Annotated in this window: 12 protein-coding genes; 5 read left to right on the plus strand and 7 right to left on the minus strand. The window is 44.9% G+C overall.

The annotated features are described in order from the left end of the window. Positions 1–14: 14 nt before the first annotated feature. The 7 genes from tssC to ATB74_RS08065 form a co-directional block, all read right to left on the minus strand. A complete protein-coding gene (gene tssC / locus ATB74_RS08035) occupies positions 15–1,493 on the minus strand; it encodes a type VI secretion system contractile sheath large subunit (RefSeq protein WP_060982119.1) in 1,479 nt (492 codons plus the stop codon). After that, entirely contained in the window at positions 1,493–1,996 is a 504-nt protein-coding gene (gene tssB / locus ATB74_RS08040) for a type VI secretion system contractile sheath small subunit (protein ID WP_009846607.1), read from the minus strand. Before tssB ends, tssC begins: the two co-directional genes overlap by 1 nt. A gap of 19 nt (positions 1,997–2,015) precedes the next feature. Continuing rightward, positions 2,016–2,537: a type VI secretion system tube protein Hcp gene (locus ATB74_RS08045; protein ID WP_017110736.1), complete on the minus strand. Its 522-nt coding sequence runs from the start codon at positions 2,535–2,537 to the stop codon at positions 2,016–2,018. Positions 2,538–2,569: 32 nt separating this feature from the next. Continuing rightward, the gene (locus ATB74_RS08050) at positions 2,570–4,036 is read right to left on the minus strand and encodes an ImpA family type VI secretion system protein (protein WP_061017852.1); all 1,467 of its coding nucleotides are present in this window, start codon (positions 4,034–4,036) and stop codon (positions 2,570–2,572) included. Between the two features lie 219 nt (positions 4,037–4,255). After that, positions 4,256–4,555, minus strand: coding sequence for a PAAR domain-containing protein (locus ATB74_RS08055; protein ID WP_017110734.1), 300 nt, complete (start codon positions 4,553–4,555; stop codon positions 4,256–4,258). 9 nt (positions 4,556–4,564) lie between these two features. After that, entirely contained in the window at positions 4,565–5,125 is a 561-nt protein-coding gene (locus ATB74_RS08060) for a DUF6931 family protein (RefSeq protein ID WP_060982117.1), read from the minus strand. A 60-nt stretch (positions 5,126–5,185) separates the two neighbouring features. Beyond that, positions 5,186–7,168, minus strand: a complete 1,983-nt coding sequence (locus tag ATB74_RS08065; protein WP_061017854.1) for a type VI secretion system Vgr family protein — start codon at positions 7,166–7,168, stop codon at positions 5,186–5,188. Between the two features lie 373 nt (positions 7,169–7,541). On the opposite strand from ATB74_RS08065, the gene ATB74_RS08070 reads away from it, so the two are divergent. The 5 genes from ATB74_RS08070 to acnD all read left to right on the plus strand — a co-directional run bounded on the left by ATB74_RS08070 (position 7,542) and on the right by acnD (position 16,923). Next, positions 7,542–10,715: an HD domain-containing phosphohydrolase gene (locus tag ATB74_RS08070; RefSeq protein WP_061017856.1), complete on the plus strand. Its 3,174-nt coding sequence runs from the start codon at positions 7,542–7,544 to the stop codon at positions 10,713–10,715. Positions 10,716–11,107: 392 nt separating this feature from the next. Further along, positions 11,108–11,827 carry a GntR family transcriptional regulator gene (locus ATB74_RS08075; RefSeq protein WP_061018248.1) on the plus strand — a complete coding sequence of 240 codons (720 nt, stop codon included), beginning with the start codon at positions 11,108–11,110 and terminating at the stop codon, positions 11,825–11,827. Positions 11,828–11,927: 100 nt separating this feature from the next. Next, complete coding sequence (prpB, locus tag ATB74_RS08080) at positions 11,928–12,824, plus strand: methylisocitrate lyase (protein WP_061017857.1); 897 nt, start codon at positions 11,928–11,930, stop codon at positions 12,822–12,824. Positions 12,825–12,970: 146 nt separating this feature from the next. Beyond that, the gene (gene prpC, locus ATB74_RS08085) at positions 12,971–14,185 is read left to right on the plus strand and encodes a bifunctional 2-methylcitrate synthase/citrate synthase (protein ID WP_061017859.1); all 1,215 of its coding nucleotides are present in this window, start codon (positions 12,971–12,973) and stop codon (positions 14,183–14,185) included. A 101-nt stretch (positions 14,186–14,286) separates the two neighbouring features. Beyond that, a complete protein-coding gene (acnD, locus tag ATB74_RS08090) occupies positions 14,287–16,923 on the plus strand; it encodes a Fe/S-dependent 2-methylisocitrate dehydratase AcnD (RefSeq protein WP_061017861.1) in 2,637 nt (878 codons plus the stop codon). Positions 16,924–16,931: the final 8 nt, after the last annotated feature.

Consider the following 16,931-nt stretch of genomic DNA (forward strand, 5'->3'; position numbering starts at 1 on the left):
CGGCCAAATCCATATTAGCCTGGAATCTTAGCAACCATTCGAACTGAGGTCGTCAATTCTTCAAGTTGTAACCAAGGTCTTAGATGAGCGACAGCGGAGTATGCGCCTGGCTTACCAGGTTGCTCGACCACTTCAATGCGAGATTCACAAAGCGGGGTTTTCGCACGTTGCTCATTACCAATGGCACCCGCGTTGGTGTATTGGTCGATCCATAGTTGTAGCTCTCGTTTGATATCCGGAGCTTCAAGATTCGAGCCTAACTTGTCGCGACCCATTACTTTCAGGTAGTGGGCGATACGGCTACTTGCCATGATGTAAGGCAGGCGAGCTGAAATTGCCGCGTTTGCTGTTGCATCTGGGTCAGTGAAAGTTTTAGGCTTCTGAGTTGTTTGACCACCGATGAACACAGCGTAGTTAGAGCTTTTGTAGTGAACCAAAGGAAGGAAACCAAGGTCTGAAAGCTCTTTCTCGCGCTCATCTGTTAGGTTAACTTCTGTTGGACACTGCTGAAGTAGGTCGCCCGCTTCAGACTTGTACGTTAGGTTTGGAAGGTTCTCGACCTTACCACCGTTATCCAGACCACGAATAGACGTACACCAACCTGAAGCCGTGTAAGCTTGAGTCATTTTAAGACCCAGATCATACGCTGCATTAGACCAAACTAATTGATCATTGCTGGTTGGCTTAGGATTACCATCCATATCAATACCAAGCTCTTCATAAGCGAAGACATCCGTACTCAAACCTTTGTCACCATAAGGCAGGCGAGCAAGAGTGCGTGGCAGTGTTAGGGTTACGTAGCGAGCATCATCACTCTCACGGAATGAATTCCACGCAGCGTAAGCCGGAGAGTCGAAACCTGCAGCAACAGGCTTGCCTTCAGAGAATGTTTGGAAGTCATTAAACTCGAACATCTCAGCATTCGCAGCGGCAACGAATGGTGCGTGACACGCTGCAGCAACTTCACCCATGTAGCGAAGTAGAGCAACATCTTCATCTTTCGCGCTGAACTCGTAATCACCGATGAATGTGCCGTAAGGTTCACCACCCGCGGTACCAAACTCACCTTGGTAAACCGCATTGAATAACGGGCTACGGTCAATCGCTGGTGCATCTTCAAATTGATCAAGCAGCTCTTCTTGAGTGTAATCGACCATTTTGATCTTTAGATCACGACCAAGTTCGCTCTCTTTAACGAGTTTTTGTAGACCACGCCAAGAGCCTTCAAGCTTCTGTAAGTCTTTCTGTTGCATGACTTCAGATAACTGTTGAGATAGCTTTTTATCTATTTCTGAGATTGCGTTTTCAATTGTTTTTGTAACGTTCTTATCCCACGTCACGGTGCCAGAAAGAGCTTGCTCTGTAAGTACAGAAAACAGTTCTTTTGTCGTGTCTGCAGGAGTTTGAGTGGTTGCTTCAATCGCGCGGTCTAGGAAGCTCAGTGAGCCTTCCGCTACTTCCGGTTGCGCTTGATTCTCAGTTTCAGTACTCATTACTCAGCTCCTTCTTCTTTAATGCCAAGCTCATCAGAAAGAGCATTAATCGTATCTGCACTTTGTAGAACTTCTTTAAGCAGCTTTTCTAGATCGCGGGAACGATCGGCTTTAGAAAGAAGTACCTTCAGTTGATTACGGGTTTCGACGAGTTTTTTAAGCGGTTCAACCTGTTCGATAATTGCTTCAGGTTCGAAATCTTTCATCGAGTCAAACTTAAGGCTCGCTTCAAACTGGCTATCATCACCGGCAAGTACATTGTCTACTTTTAGCGATAATTCAGGGCCAACGCGCTTCATTACAGTGTCGAAGTTATCTTTATCAACGTTATAGAAGGTACGATCTTCCACTTCTTCTTTGTCTTGCTTATGGCCTGAGTAGTCACCAATAACCCCAACAACAAAAGGGAGCTCTTTGGTTTCTACAGCGCCATTAGTCTCAACGTCATAGGTAATACTTACGCGGTTCTTACTTACGCGTTTATGTTGGGAATTTAGTGCCACGGTAACTCTCCTTGTTTAATTACTTAGCAGTTGAAGTAACTTTAGCTGTAGTCGCATCGAAGCCAACCTCAGGACCTTTCTCGATCTTACCGCCGTCTGCTTCAATGTAGTAAGCCTTAGAAATTTCTGTGTAGGTTAGGCTGAAAGATTCGCTTGGAAGTGAACCGTCTGTGCCAGACATGTTGTAGCTAGACATACGAGCCATCTTAAGCGTTAGAATCAGATAGGGATCAGCACCAGAACCTTCACGGTTTGGTTTTGTCATAACGATTTCAACAGTGCGACCTTCTGGACCCGGCGCATATAAGAAAGTGGTTAGATGAGGTGTTGCACCATCACAGCCACGAGTCATGTTGACTTCACCAAGAGCAACCATACCTTGGTCCGCATTGTTTGCATTACCTACATCGATACCAACACCACGTACTGCACTCCAAGAAACGCTATCAAGTGCAAAGAATCCATCTTTACCCCCGATCTTTTCTACCGTTGCTGCACCTTTTGGTGTCGTACCATCAATTCTCATAAAAATAGAAGCCATTACTTTCTCCTTGCTCAACGCATTAATGTGCTTTACCACTCAAAATCTTGCAGGCTGCTCGATGATGAGTTGGAAGTCGATTCAGATGTTTGGTTTGTATCTGTCGTACTATTTGAACTATCAGGAACTGGCGATACTGCCGCTGGCTCTTCAATAGTTGGTGTTGCTACCGGAGTTCTATCCGGAGCGGAAGTCATTACTGGTACGGACTTTCCTGACAAATCGGTCTTGTCTAGGTTGTCCATTCCTGTCATTTGATTGATTTGGGCGATGACACTTTCATTGCCAACCATTTCTTGGAGTAACTCTGGGAAGCTCATGTAGCCCCAACGAATTGAACGCTCGAGTAAGAATGCAATAGGGCTATGAGGTTCTGTTTCTTTAAAGTACTCAGCGATTTTTCTAATTTCTTGAAACGCATGATCGCGATTAACAATGCCGTTGATGCTAGAGACATTTTGAACAATCGTTTGAGTATGGTTTTGGGAGGCAAGGCTGTTTAGTGCTTGAGCTTGCCCGTCACTAGCCATACTTCCGTTGCCTTGGTTTACCGGGTTAGTTAGCCCTGAATTTTGGCTTGTTTCAGTGGCTAGACTCGAGTTATCCAGGGGGGCACTAGCTTGCATAGGTGCCGAGTGTATCGAATCGTCTTGTTGAGGTGCTTCTGCGGAATTTTGGATAATGTGGAAGTTGTCATCCAACGGCCAAGGAGCGAATTTTTCTCCAACAAGGAAATGTATCGCTTTAATTAAGTCACATACGTTTGTCTTAATGAAGTTGAAGCTGATTACTGTCGCACCAACAGCTTGGCATTTTTCAGCTAAGTTTTTTTCAGCAATCTCTAATTCACTAAAAATACTCGCAAGTAGATAGAGTGTTTCTGAAACACTTCCATCAAACGAGCTTAATGCTGTTTCTTTTAGCTCTGCGATATTGCCTTTACGCTCTTCAGTGAGGTAATCACCAAAAGTAATGCCTGCGCAAAAATCAAGCATTTGAAAAGGAATATAAACGGAACTTGAATCAACAGATTCACCAACGAGCTGAAGTAGGGGTTTAGTTTTAAATTCAGTGATTTCCTTTGCTTTCCCTACGTCGTCAGAAGCTTTAAGTTTAGCTTCCGGAAGCATGGGGTTTAGCGTATCCCAAAATTGGTCGATGAAAAGGTTTAAAGCCGGGATTGCATTAGCAAGGTTATTAAATGGTTGAGAAGTAAAAAGTTGACTCGTGATGTACCAACCTAATATCTCTAAGTCTTTAGACTGTGAAGTCAGCGTTTCCTCTGAAATCTTTCTTAATTCAGCCCAGTTGTCTGTATTGGCATCCACGATTGTGGGGTCTGAGGATGCATCAGGCGTTTCAACCAACTGTCGAAATGAGGATTGAGCGCTATTGTAAACGTTTCTTAAACTACGATAGGCACTTCGATCTAACTTCAAATAAGAGCCTGAAGGCTCTTCATCCGAGATCGGAACAAGTAGGTGAGCGATTTCTGTCATATACATCCTGTAAAAATCTATTGTTATCCTGATCGCACTAAAGTGTCACGTTTGATACATAATCCTTATGTTTCGTAAACACTTGTTAACATTTATTAATTCTAGAGCTTTTTCGTGAAAAGTCTCATGCAAAATAGATATTTACTTAAAACTTTGAACTTCATCCAAGAAAGTGGACCGATGTCACGGTTTTTTGAAACCCCATGAAAAGTAAGGTGTTTAGCCGCCAATCATCACAGTTGGCATACCTAGAACAATCGTACCGCCGTGGCTGGTTGTATCTCCCATGCGTGCCGCTGGTTTACTCATTATGAGCACAGTGGCACTTCCTTTGATGATACTATCTGGAGGCCCGACACAAACGCACATGTCCCCGAGTGTTGCCGCGGGCATATTACCAATCAAAACGGTCGGAACACCGGGACCACTGATTGGCCCACCTACGTGGGGAATCGGCGGAACAGCGGGTGTCTGCATTGGGCAAACGTGCATGTCAGTTAATCGTGCAGCTAACGTCATCAGTAACTCCTATGCCTTACTGCCTTTGGCAAGCTCAAGAGCAATACCAATAGATTTCTTATAGTACTCGTCGGTTTTATCCCAATTGGGCAGTGCTGCGGAGTGGTTTATCGCGCCTGCTACCGCTTTCGAATACAGAAAAGGGTCTGGGAGTACATTGGGTAAATCAGGTGCCACAATGCTGCCAGAACCATTCCAAAATACCGCTTGAGCTAACCAAGAAGGCCCGCAATTTAATTTGAGCTTATTAGAGAATAGTTCACTCTTGCGCCTTTGCTCCTCTGATGGCGATTTGACCCAAGCTTTAGCTGTGGAAATACATTGCTTTTGCATTGCAGACCAGACGTCATTTCTCGCATCGAGCGTGTGCGCGCCCCACCAAATGGCTTCTCGAACCGGTAGTCCGTGAGCCAGAAACTGAACCAAATCGAAATAGAGCTCGTTTTCCAACAACGCTTCAATGGAGTCGTCAATATTGAGTTCTTCATCGATCAGAGATTGAGCTTCATCAGAGCTTGAGAATCTATCGAGCAATTGTCGGCCTGTCTGATACGGAATCTTTTTATACATGTTTTCGTTCTACCTAAATTTGTACTGCGGCGTGGTTTAAGTGTTGGCGATTTAAATTCGCTAATTCACCTTAACAATCGCACCTTTTAACTCACCCATTACGCCACCATCGAAAGTGCCTTTTAGGCCAGATTTAAACTCGGCACTTAGTGAACCTTCAGCTGAGAGGGTGGTATCGGCTTTAATCGCGACACTGAGTCCTTTAATGCTGTTGGAGCTTGTTGCTTCCAGAGCTGTCGTTACACCGGAGATCTTGTTGGCGGAAGTCGCCTTGCTGGTCACGTTCATCGCTTCGAGGTTGAGTGCACTGCTGGCTTTGATATCAATGTTGCTGGCTTCGATACTGATTGAAGATGAAGACATGGTGATCTTGCTTGAACCAACGGTCAGCTCTATCTTGTCATCGGCTTCAAGTGAAATGGATTTGCCTTTCTCACTGATCGCTTTATCCGAACTAAGTGTGTAGTTATCTTCTGTTGAGACGGTCACTTGCTTGGTGATTTTCTGAAGCAACTCACCTTTGATGGTTTCAGTCAGATTGTTCTCGACTTCTTTGGTGAAGTCTTTGGTCGCATGCATGTACAACAGCTCATTGTCTTTCTTATCATCGAAATAGAGCTCATTGGCTAAGCCACTTAATTTGGTGCTAATGCCTGTTTTTGTGGCGTTCGCCTCTTTATAAGGTGGTGGGTTTTTACTGTTATAAACGCTTCCTGTGATAATCGGTTGGTCAGGGTCGCCATCAATGAAGCTGACTAATACCTCTTGTCCGACTCTCGGAATAAACTGAGCACCGTAACCACTGCCTGCCATCATCTGAGCAACACGCACATAACAACTCGTTTTGTCGCCAGAGGCTTCGGTATCCCAATGAAACTGGATTCGAACTCGACCTCGGTCATCTTGGTTAATCTCACCAGCGGTGCTGCCTGCAACTACCGCACTTTGTAATCCGTGTATTTGGGCTTTGTCTTTCGGTGTCGGGTAATTCGGAATTGAAGTGTCGAGTAGGGTAAGTTTGGTCTCACAGTGATTATCTGTGTTGTATCGAATGTGAAGTTCTGTGACCAGATAATCGCCGAGTTGAGACTTGTCTAAATGGGAAGATAATGAGAACCAAGTTCCTAATTCAAATGAATCGTGTTGAGCTTCGGCTTCAACGGTTTGATAACTTTGTTCGAGCTGCTCTATTCGTCTTTTGACTAGGTTGCTAGCGAGATCTTCCATGCCACCAGTGATACCAAGGTTAGGGTAAAACTGTTTGGTCAATTTGGTATTGTTCGCGATCTGATGGCTGGATTTTTTCTCTTTGCTGCTCACCAATTTGGTTTGTGAGTAGTCGTAGCTGGTTAGCTCAATGCTAGCACCATGAAACTGCCCCTGTGGCATCCATTTGTTGATTAATGGATTGCTGCCTGATGGGACCTCAATCATGTCGAGTTTGCTAGCATCCGATTTTTGAAAGGGGCTCTGCGCATCTTGCAGCATCATTAGATGGTCGGAATCGCTGTGTTGGAAAAAGTAGTGAACGCCTTCCTCAGCCAGCAATCGGGTTACGAAATCAAAGTCGCTTTCATCGTATTGAACACAATATTCGCGTTTAGACGAAGGCATGGTACCCGCCTTATAAGAGCCACTGAAGCCAGCTTGGGTCAATACGTCTGAAACGATGTCTTTCGTTGATTGGTTTTGGTAAACGCGAAAAGAGTGGGTGTGCTTCAATAACCAAAACCACGGCCGCAGGATGACGCGGTAACTAGAGTACTGCAGATTACTGTCCATACCCAGTAATTGAACCTGCGTAACAATACCGTTGAATACTCGCGTAGCGGTCAAATTATCGGTGTCATTAACGAAGCGGGTAATAGAGAGCTTTTGCCCCAATTGATCATCGATGACAAAGTTTTTTGAGATGATGGTTAGTTCGATTTTAAAAGGCTTCGATAAGTACTCAGAAATAGCAAAATCGCTGACTGTATGCTCGTTGCTTTTAGAATCTTTTGCCACAATAGTGCTGGCAGAAGGGGAGAAATTATCCGTCATAGGCTCGCCTGATAATGCTCGAAGATGTTCTGACATAAGGTTATGTCGATACTAACGAACTGACTTAATGTTAAAATTTTATATCTAAATTTATAGCATAAAGTAAATAATATAATAAGCCTGACAACAAAGGCGTGAGGTGTTTCCATTTTATGAAAATAAATACAATTAAATTAATTATGGTAATTGGCCGCTGATTTATATTGTTAAATATCATTTAAATACAGAGATAGTGCGACGCAGAAGGTGATATAGGGAGATTGTAAATATATATATAGAATAATGTGTTGCTAGAGGTGTCATGACATAGTAATAATATGAATATTGCTAGCATGTTACATTTCTGAGCTAGTGGTTATTCAAGGATAGAATAATGCCAAACACAAAAATCTCGTTGCGGGTGACCGTCGGAGGGATGTTTCTACTTGCGACGGTTCTAACGGCAATCGTGGCGGTTTCACTTCAATACTATTTCAGTAAAAAAATGGCGACTGAACATACCTTGTCGAAGTTGACGATGGTATCTCAGGATTTAAGCGACTATATCGGCAACGTTGATTCAGACGCGATAAATACCGCTCGTTTACTCTCTTCAGTACATCGCTCTATTAGCCACCAGATCTCTCGGGAAGAGTCGCGTGGGATCCTCTCTGAAGCGATAAAAGACAATCCTCTGTTTTACAGTATTTATATAGGCTCTTCTAACGAGCGCTTTTTCCAAATTATAAATCTGGAATCTTCCCCTTTTGTTAGAGAAAAAATTGGTGCCGATCGCTCAGACCGTTGGGTGGTGATCGAGATAAGCGACAGAGAAGCCGGCCGTATCCGCACGACTAAGTATTACGACCTTGAGTTTAACCTCAGAGACTCAAAGACTGAGCCGAGCAATTACTTTCCTACGACACGGCCTTGGTATGTTTCCGCGAATACGGAGACTGTTGAAAAAACGCAGCCTTATCTTTTCCAGCACCTTCAGATCACAGGACAAACTTATTCCTTAGCTTTTGAATCAAAGGCCGTTGGTGACACGCAACATGTAATAGGCATTGATATCGTGTTGTCTTCGTTAGCGAGTAAGTTATCTGCGAGTGCGTTAGGTTTAGATAAAGACAGTCAGGTTGAGTCCTTTTTGTATTCCAAATCGGGCAATATTATTGCGTCTAATCGAGATACAGAAACGATACATACACTCCCTCAGACAAATAAAATCGATTGGTCTACTCAGCAACAAGCCGTAATTGAGAACACGCCTCCTTTGTTACTCTCTAACCAAAGCGATTGGGGGCCAATGGATTTCGCGGTATCCGGACAACCACACGGTTATGCGATTGATCTTCTGAAAATGATCAGTGAAATGAGTGGCGTTAAGTTCGAGTTTGTTAATGGCTTTTCGTGGGCCGAGTTAACGGGCAAATTTCATGACGGAAGCATCGATGGTTTGCACTCTATTCAGAATTACGAAAGCAACGGAGTAAAAGGCTTATATACGGATGCTATCTATGAGCTGCCTTTCTCTGTTGTAACGCGAGAAAACGCACAGACCGTCTCAAACTATGGAGCTCTCAGTGGAAAAAAGGTGGCGATTTTATCTGGGTGGTCGGTTATCCCTCAACTCAGAAAAGATTTCCCAAATATTGAGCTTGTTGAGTTTCCTAATATGGAATTGGCATTTGATGCTGTTGAACGTGGTGAGAGCTTTGCAGTACTCGATGCTAAGCCTGTATTGGAATTCTCATTGGATAAGTTTTTCCATACAAGGCTGAAAGTTAATGAAGTGCTGTTGGATCTCAAAGCCAATTACCCAAACCAATTCCACATTGTGTTACAGAACAAACATCAGCAGCTATTACCAATCCTAAATCAAGCCATTCGCGCACTCACTGATGAACAAAAAGCAGTGTTGTCACAAAGATGGTTCCATCATCATGCTCTCAATACAGGCACAACCATTCCTTACACTGAGCTTTATGAACGTACTGCAACGGCCACTACCCAAGGCGAAATGATTAAGATTATGCTCAATGGAGAACCTAAGCGTCTTTATCTGAAAAAGATTGAAACGGGCGAGCACTACTCTGAATATTTTGCCGTTGCGATACCGGAAGCGGAAATCTACAGTGCGGTAAACAAACGAGTTGCGACGTCTATTGGTGTGACGGTGCTTCTTATGAGTCTAACCTTGCCAGTGGCTTGGATCTTTGGTGCGCCTATTGTTCGACCGATCCGTCAACTGAAAGCCGAAACGCAAAAAATTAGGCAGCGTGATTACGACAATGTGTCTGTGCTTAATACGCGAATCAAAGAGGTATGGGAACTGTCTGTGGCGGTTAAAGACATGGCTGCTGAAATAAAGCAGCACGAACAAACGCAGGAAGCCTTCGTCGAATCCTTTATTAAACTTATCGCGCAAGCCATCGATGATAAATCCGCTTATACGGCTGGGCACTGTAACCGTGTACCAGAACTCGGCTTGATGTTGGCTGACGCAGCTGAGAAATCACAAAGTGATCATTTCAAAGATTTTGAGTTTAAAAATGATGATGAACGCCGAGAATTTAGAATTGCTGCGTGGCTGCATGATTGCGGTAAGATCACGACACCTGAACATATCGTCGATAAAGGTACGAAGCTAGAAGCTAATTACAACCGAATTCACGAGGTGAGAACTCGATTTGAAGTACTTTGGCGTGATGCGGAAATCACCGCATTGAGAAAGCAACTTGAAGGTACGCTATCAACGCAGCAAATTGCCGATGAGCTTGCGGCAACCAAACAACAGTTGCAAGATGACTTTGCTTTTATCGCGACATCAAACGTTGGTGGTGAATTCATGAGTGATGACAAAGTCGCTCGTATTCGCTCGATAGCTGAGACCACTTGGACGCGTAACTTTGATGATCAACTTGGTTTATCACCGATAGAGGTGTTGAATCGAGAACCGAGTTCAAGCTTGCCAGCGACAGAGCCACTGTTAAGTGATAAACCAGAACATATAGTGAAAAGAGATAGGCCGATAGAGTTTGACCCGAAACATCAAATTAAAATGGATGTGCCTGAGCACTTATACAACCTAGGCGAAGTCTACAATCTGAGTATTGCACGCGGAACGTTGACTGCCGAAGACAGATTCAAGATAAACGAGCACATGCTTGGCACGATTAAGATGCTTGAGAATCTGCCATTTCCGAAAGAGCTAAGCCGTGTTCCTCGCTATGCTTCGACGCACCATGAAACACTCAAAGGTACGGGATATCCAAGGAAGCTGACTGGTGATGACCTTTCAATCCCAGAACGTATTCTGGTGATCTCTGACATTTTTGAGGCGTTAACCGCTGCGGATAGGCCTTATAAGAAGGCGAAGCCAATCAGTGTTGCTGTGGACATCATGTATAAAATGGCATTGGACGAGCATCTCGATATCGAACTGTTTAGATTGTTCTTAACCAGTGGTACGCATGTTCGTTATGCTGAAGAGTATCTCAAACCGGAACAGATTGATTTTGTTGATATCAACAAATACCTCGAAGTCACTCGTCAGATTGCTTGACCAAAGGTTGGCTTGTTAGAACGAGTTCGATGAATGAAAGGCGCACATGAGTGCGCCTTTTTTATATCTGTTTATCGGTGAGCTGCTGGATAGACACAAAGGGAGCTACGTTTGACAAGCTTGGCTATAAGTTGTCGACACATGGATTTTAAATAATTTTAGAACAGGTAAGGGCTTAGTGGGTCTTGATCTAGTTAAATCGATAAATAACAGACAGTTAAATTATTTATAGTGTCCTTTTGAGTAAGTTTCCATCGCCTATTAAAAATACTACCTTAGTCTAAATTGTCGACAATTAACTTGATTGTCGACAATTTAATCGTGTATTTTATGTTCATGTTATGGAATTGTTGACAATTAAGGTTCAGCAATCAGAAGTGAGCAGCGTGAATATGAATACTGCAATAAAAGATCTCAGCTTAAGTGCAAACACGAAAACACGTGTGAGCGATAAAGAGAACACTAAATCAGAAAACCTCACTGAGTATCTCGTTGAGGCGATTGTTAACGGTGAATTAGCACCGGGCAGTAAGATCTCCGAGCCTGAACTGGCTAAACGCTTTGAGGTAAGTCGAGGGCCATTACGTGAAGCGATTATGCGAGTTGAAGGGCTTGGCCTGATCGAACGTATTCCTCATGTTGGCGCGCGAGTTATTACCTTTTCGGCAGACAAACTACTCGAGCTGTACGCGGTGCGAGAGGCATTGGAAGGCATGGCGGCTCGCTTAGCAGCGCGACATATAACACAAGAAGAGCTTGTCAGGCTTGAAGGATTATTGTCGACACACTCAAAGCACATCGATGAAGTCGAAGGTTCTTCTTATTTTCATCAACATGGGGATTTCGATTTCCATTACCGCATTATTAAAGCCAGTCGTAACAGCAAACTCATTTCGTTGTTGTGTGACGAGCTTTACCACTTATTACGCATGTATCGTTATCAATCTCCTAGGGCTCAGTCTCGACCAAAAGAGGCGCTCGATGAACACAAATACATCCTACAAGCAATTCGCAACCGTGATGAAGAGCTAGCAGAAATGCTAATGCGACGACACATCTCGGGTAGCCGATTGCTTATAGAGCAACAAATTCAATCCAAAGATCTTGATTAAGCGGCCATTGGAATCTGTCAGCGGATCAGTGCTGGCGATAACCAAAAGCCGTAAGTCTTAAAGATTAGCTAGAAATTAACAATTAACAGGGAGCGTCATTATGAAGTTATCAGCAGGAGCTAAGTTCCGACAAGCTGTGCAAGACAACGACCCATTGCAGATCGTTGGTACGGTGAATCCGTATTGCGCGATGATGGCAAAGAACTTGGGGCATCAGGCGATCTATTTGTCTGGTGGAGGCATCGCCAATGCGTCTTATGGTTTGCCTGATTTAGGTATTACGACATTGAACGATGTGCTAGTGGATGTTGAACGTATTACCAACGCGTGTGATTTACCTTTGCTGGTGGATATTGATACAGGATTTGGTGGCGCATTCAATATTGCACGCACGATTCGCGCCATGGAGAAGGCAGGCGCAGCTGCAATTCACATGGAAGATCAAGTGGCTCAGAAACGCTGTGGTCATCGACCAAATAAAGCGATTGTGAGCCAACAAGAGATGGTCGATAGAGTCAAAGCGGCAACAGATGCGAGAAGCGATGACAGCTTCGTGATTATGGCGCGTACCGATGCATTGGCGGTTGAAGGCATTGATAGCGCGATTGAACGAGCGATTGCGTGTGTTGAAGCGGGCGCAGACATGATTTTCCCTGAGGCGATGAATCAACTCGACCAATACGTGAAGTTCTCGGCGGCGCTGAAATCAGCAACTGGTAAGCATGTGCCTATCTTGGCCAACATCACTGAATTTGGGCAAACGCCACTCTACAACTGTAACGAGTTAGCCCAATCAAGTGTCGATATGGTGCTTTATCCATTGAGTGCATTCCGCGCGATGAACAAAGCGGCGGAGAATGTTTACAAACACTTGTTAGTTGAAGGCAATCAAGAAGCTCTGTTGGATTCAATGCAAACCCGTAAAGAGCTTTACGAGCACCTGAATTACCACGACTACGAGAACAAGCTTGATCAGTTGTTTTCAAGTGAAGGGTAAACCAGTTTCAATTAATCAAAAATCAACTTAATCCAATAACGTGAAATGGTTAGTCGCCATATCCAGTACCGATGATAAAGATCATCGGACACATAAACAGGCAGCACCAAAGAGTGCAGGCGGCTAACACAGAAAAGGAGTTCACCATGTCTGTATCTTTGAGTGATAAAGCAGCTGTCGATAAGGCTTCAACAGAAAACCTACAACAAAGCGAAAAAACAGCAAGTAAATCAGCCAGCGCACCTGCCATCGGTGGTGCTGGTCTGCGTGGCCAGAGTGCGGGAACCACGGCGCTATGTACGGTCGGAAAATCAGGAACCGGGTTAACCTACCGTGGTTATGATATTACCGATCTTGCTAATCATGCTCAGTTCGAAGAAGTGGCGCATCTGTTACTAAGAGGTCATTTACCCAATGAAAAAGAGCTAGACGATTACAAAACATTGTTGATTGGTTTGCGCGGCTTGCCTCAACCTTTGAAAGCAGCACTAGAGCTTATCCCTGCAGACGCTCATCCAATGGATGTGATGAGAACGGGTTGTTCAATGTTGGGTAACTTAGAACAAGAGTCTGATTTTTCAGAGCAATTGCCTGTGACCGAACGAATGCTCGCGCTTTTCCCTGCGATTATTTGTTATTGGTACCGCTTTAGCCATGATGGCGTACGCATTGATACTGAAGATCAAAGCGAAGCATGTCTGGGTGGTTACTTCTTGAAGATGCTAACGGACAAAGCATCGAGTGAACTGCATAAGAAGGTGATGCACTGTTCGCTAACGCTTTATGCCGAGCATGAATTTAATGCCTCTACTTTTGCTGCTCGGGTTTGTGCATCAACGCTGTCGGATATTCATTCGTGCGTTACAGCAGCAATTGGCACACTAAGAGGCCCGCTGCATGGTGGTGCGAATGAAGCGGCAATGGAAATGATCCAAGATTGGAAAACCGCTGATGAAGCAGAAACTAACATCATGCAGATGCTTGCTAACAAAGACAAAATCATGGGCTTCGGTCATGCGATTTATCGCGAAAGCGACCCACGAAATGCTCTAATCAAGCGCTGGTCAAAAGAGCTAGCTCAAGAGGTGGGAGATGAACAGCTTTACGCCGTTTCTGAGCGTGTTGAAGCGGTAATGAAGCGCGAGAAAGGACTGTTCTGTAATGCGGACTTTTTCCACGCCTCTGCCTATCACTTCATGGACATTCCAACCAAATTGTTTACTCCGATCTTCGTGATGAGCCGACTTACAGGTTGGACTGCACACGTGTTCGAGCAAAGAGAAAACAATCGCATCATTCGTCCAAGTGCAGACTACACCGGGCCAGAGCATCAAGACTGGTTACCTATTCATCTACGTTAGCCCTCTATAACGAGCCGACTTATGTCTTGAGGTGACTTCCGTCTTCATACGACAAGGCCTCGAGAACCAACGAATAGAATTTAACAGATAATGGTGGATGTATGTCTGATGTAAAACTTGAACGGACCCAGAACCTTGAACGAAATCAGTACCGTAAGCCTTTACCCGGTACTCATTTAGAGTATTTCGACGCTTGCGAAGCGATAGAAGCGATATCCCCGGGGGCTTACAAAACTTTGCCTTATACGTCGCGAGTGTTGGCGGAACAATTGGTAAGACGCTGTGATCCTGAAACCCTTGAAGACAGCTTAAAACAGATCATTGAGCGTAAGAGCGATTTAGACTTTCCTTGGTATCCGGCGCGTGTCGTGTGTCATGACATTCTAGGTCAAACTGCTTTAGTTGATTTAGCGGGCTTACGAGATGCGATTGCCGACCAAGGTGGAGACCCTTCCAAGGTTAACCCTGTGGTCGAAACTCAACTGATTGTTGACCACTCTTTAGCCGTGGAACATGCCGGGTTTGATAGCGAGGCGTTTGATAAAAACCGCGCAATTGAAGAGCGTCGAAACGAAGACCGTTTTCATTTTATTGAATGGTGTAAAACGGCGTTTAAAAATGTCAGTGTGATTCCCGCGGGTAACGGGATCATGCACCAGATTAACTTGGAAAAAATGTCTCCGGTCATTCAATCTAAAGAAGGCATCGCGTTTCCTGATACTTGTGTCGGTACCGACAGCCATACACCGCACGTTGACGCTCTAGGCGTTATTGCAATTGGTGTCGGTGGTTTGGAAGCTGAGACGGTCATGCTCGGTCGTCCGTCAATGATGCGTTTGCCTGATATTGTAGGCGTTAAACTGACGGGTCAACGACAAGAAGGGATAACCGCAACGGATATTGTGCTTGCGATTACTGAGTTCCTTCGCAATCAGAGAGTGGTTTCAAGCTATTTGGAATTCTTCGGTGAAGGCGCGCGTGCACTGACCATTGGTGACCGTGCGACTATATCAAACATGACGCCAGAATATGGTGCGACAGCGGGTATGTTTTACATCGATGAGCAGACCATTCAATACCTTAAACTCACTGGTCGTGAACCTGAGCAGGTTGAACTAGTTGAACGCTATGCCAAGCAAACCGGACTTTGGGCTGATGACTTAGATTCCGCTAAATACGAACGTGTGCTTGAGTTTGATTTGTCTAAAGTTGAGCGTAACCTTGCGGGGCCTTCAAATCCTCATCGCCGTTTGCCAACCAGAGAGCTGGCTCAGCAAGGCATCAGTCAAACATCTTGGAAAGAGCTGCATGCTAAGCAATACGATGATGAACAGATGCCCGATGGTGCCGTAATCATTGCGGCAATTACCTCTTGTACCAACACCAGTAACCCAAGAAACGTGGTCGCCGCGGCATTGGTTGCTAAGAAAGCCAATCAACTTGGATTAGCTCGTAAGCCGTGGGTGAAAACGTCATTTGCGCCGGGTTCAAAAGTTGCCAAGCTTTACCTCGAATCGGCAGGTTTGCTTCCTGAGCTTGAACAATTGGGTTTTGGTATCGTCGGTTATGCGTGTACTACCTGTAATGGAATGAGTGGGGCGTTGGACCCTAAAATCCAGCAAGAGATTATCGACCGTGACCTGTACTCAACCGCTGTGTTGTCGGGCAACCGAAATTTCGATGGTCGAATCCATCCTTATGCTAAACAAGCGTTTTTAGCCTCACCGCCATTGGTGGTTGCTTATGCCTTGGCGGGTACGATTCGCTTTGATATCGAAAAAGACAGCCTAGGAACAGACAATAACGGCAATCCAATCTATTTAAATGATTTGTGGCCAAGTGATGCTGAGATCGATGCGGTTGTCGGTGAGCATGTTAAGCCTCAGCAATTCCAACAAATTTACGTGAAAATGTTCCAGCCAGACGAGGAGCTGGTGACTACTGAACCACTTTATGACTGGCGACCTCAAAGTACCTATATTCGCAGACCACCTTATTGGGAAGGGGCTCTTGCGGGAGAACGAAGCCTATCTGGTATGAGGCCTTTGGCTATTCTGGGGGACAACATCACCACCGATCATCTATCACCATCAAATGCGATTCTCGCTTCGAGCGCTGCGGGGGAATACCTCACCAAAATGGACGTTCCAGAAGAGGACTTTAACTCGTATGCGACTCACCGAGGCGATCATTTAACTGCACAAAGAGCTACCTTTGCTAACCCGAAACTGTTCAATGAAATGGTCACAGAGTCAGGAACTGTTGTGCAAGGTTCACTAGCAAGAGTGGAGCCAGAGGGGCAAGTTACTCGAATGTGGGAAGCGATAGAAACCTACATGAACCGCAAACAACCCTTGATTGTTGTTGCTGGTGCCGATTATGGACAAGGTTCATCACGTGACTGGGCAGCTAAAGGGGTACGCTTAGCGGGTGTTGAAGTGATTGTGGCTGAAGGTTTTGAACGCATTCACAGAACCAACTTGGTTGGCATGGGCGTGCTGCCTCTGCAATTTAAAGAGGGGACGGATCGTAACACCTTAGAACTCGATGGTACTGAACTTTACGATGTGTATGGCGACATTGAAGCAGGCTCTGATTTGGCTCTAGTCATCACTCGTAAAAACGGTGAAAAACTTGATGTTCCCGTGACCTGCCGACTAGACACGGCAGACGAAGTGAATGTGTACAGCGCTGGTGGTGTGTTGCAACGTTTCGCCAAAGACTTTCTTGCAAATTAGGAGCTGGG

Source organism: Vibrio splendidus (assembly GCF_001557875.1).
Lineage (GTDB): Bacteria > Pseudomonadota > Gammaproteobacteria > Enterobacterales > Vibrionaceae > Vibrio > Vibrio splendidus_F.

Coding starts and splice junctions, on each gene's coding strand:
- ATB74_RS08075 (WP_061018248.1), top strand. CDS start 11,108: ATGAATACTGCAATAAAAGATCTCAGCTTAAGTGCAAACACGAAAACA.
- tssC (WP_060982119.1), bottom strand. CDS start 1,493: ATGAGTACTGAAACTGAGAATCAAGCGCAACCGGAAGTAGCGGAAGGC.
- ATB74_RS08055 (WP_017110734.1), bottom strand. CDS start 4,555: ATGACGTTAGCTGCACGATTAACTGACATGCACGTTTGCCCAATGCAG.
- prpB (WP_061017857.1), top strand. CDS start 11,928: ATGAAGTTATCAGCAGGAGCTAAGTTCCGACAAGCTGTGCAAGACAAC.
- ATB74_RS08045 (WP_017110736.1), bottom strand. CDS start 2,537: ATGGCTTCTATTTTTATGAGAATTGATGGTACGACACCAAAAGGTGCA.
- prpC (WP_061017859.1), top strand. CDS start 12,971: ATGTCTGTATCTTTGAGTGATAAAGCAGCTGTCGATAAGGCTTCAACA.
- ATB74_RS08065 (WP_061017854.1), bottom strand. CDS start 7,168: ATGACGGATAATTTCTCCCCTTCTGCCAGCACTATTGTGGCAAAAGAT.
- ATB74_RS08050 (WP_061017852.1), bottom strand. CDS start 4,036: ATGACAGAAATCGCTCACCTACTTGTTCCGATCTCGGATGAAGAGCCT.
- acnD (WP_061017861.1), top strand. CDS start 14,287: ATGTCTGATGTAAAACTTGAACGGACCCAGAACCTTGAACGAAATCAG.
- ATB74_RS08060 (WP_060982117.1), bottom strand. CDS start 5,125: ATGTATAAAAAGATTCCGTATCAGACAGGCCGACAATTGCTCGATAGA.
- ATB74_RS08070 (WP_061017856.1), top strand. CDS start 7,542: ATGCCAAACACAAAAATCTCGTTGCGGGTGACCGTCGGAGGGATGTTT.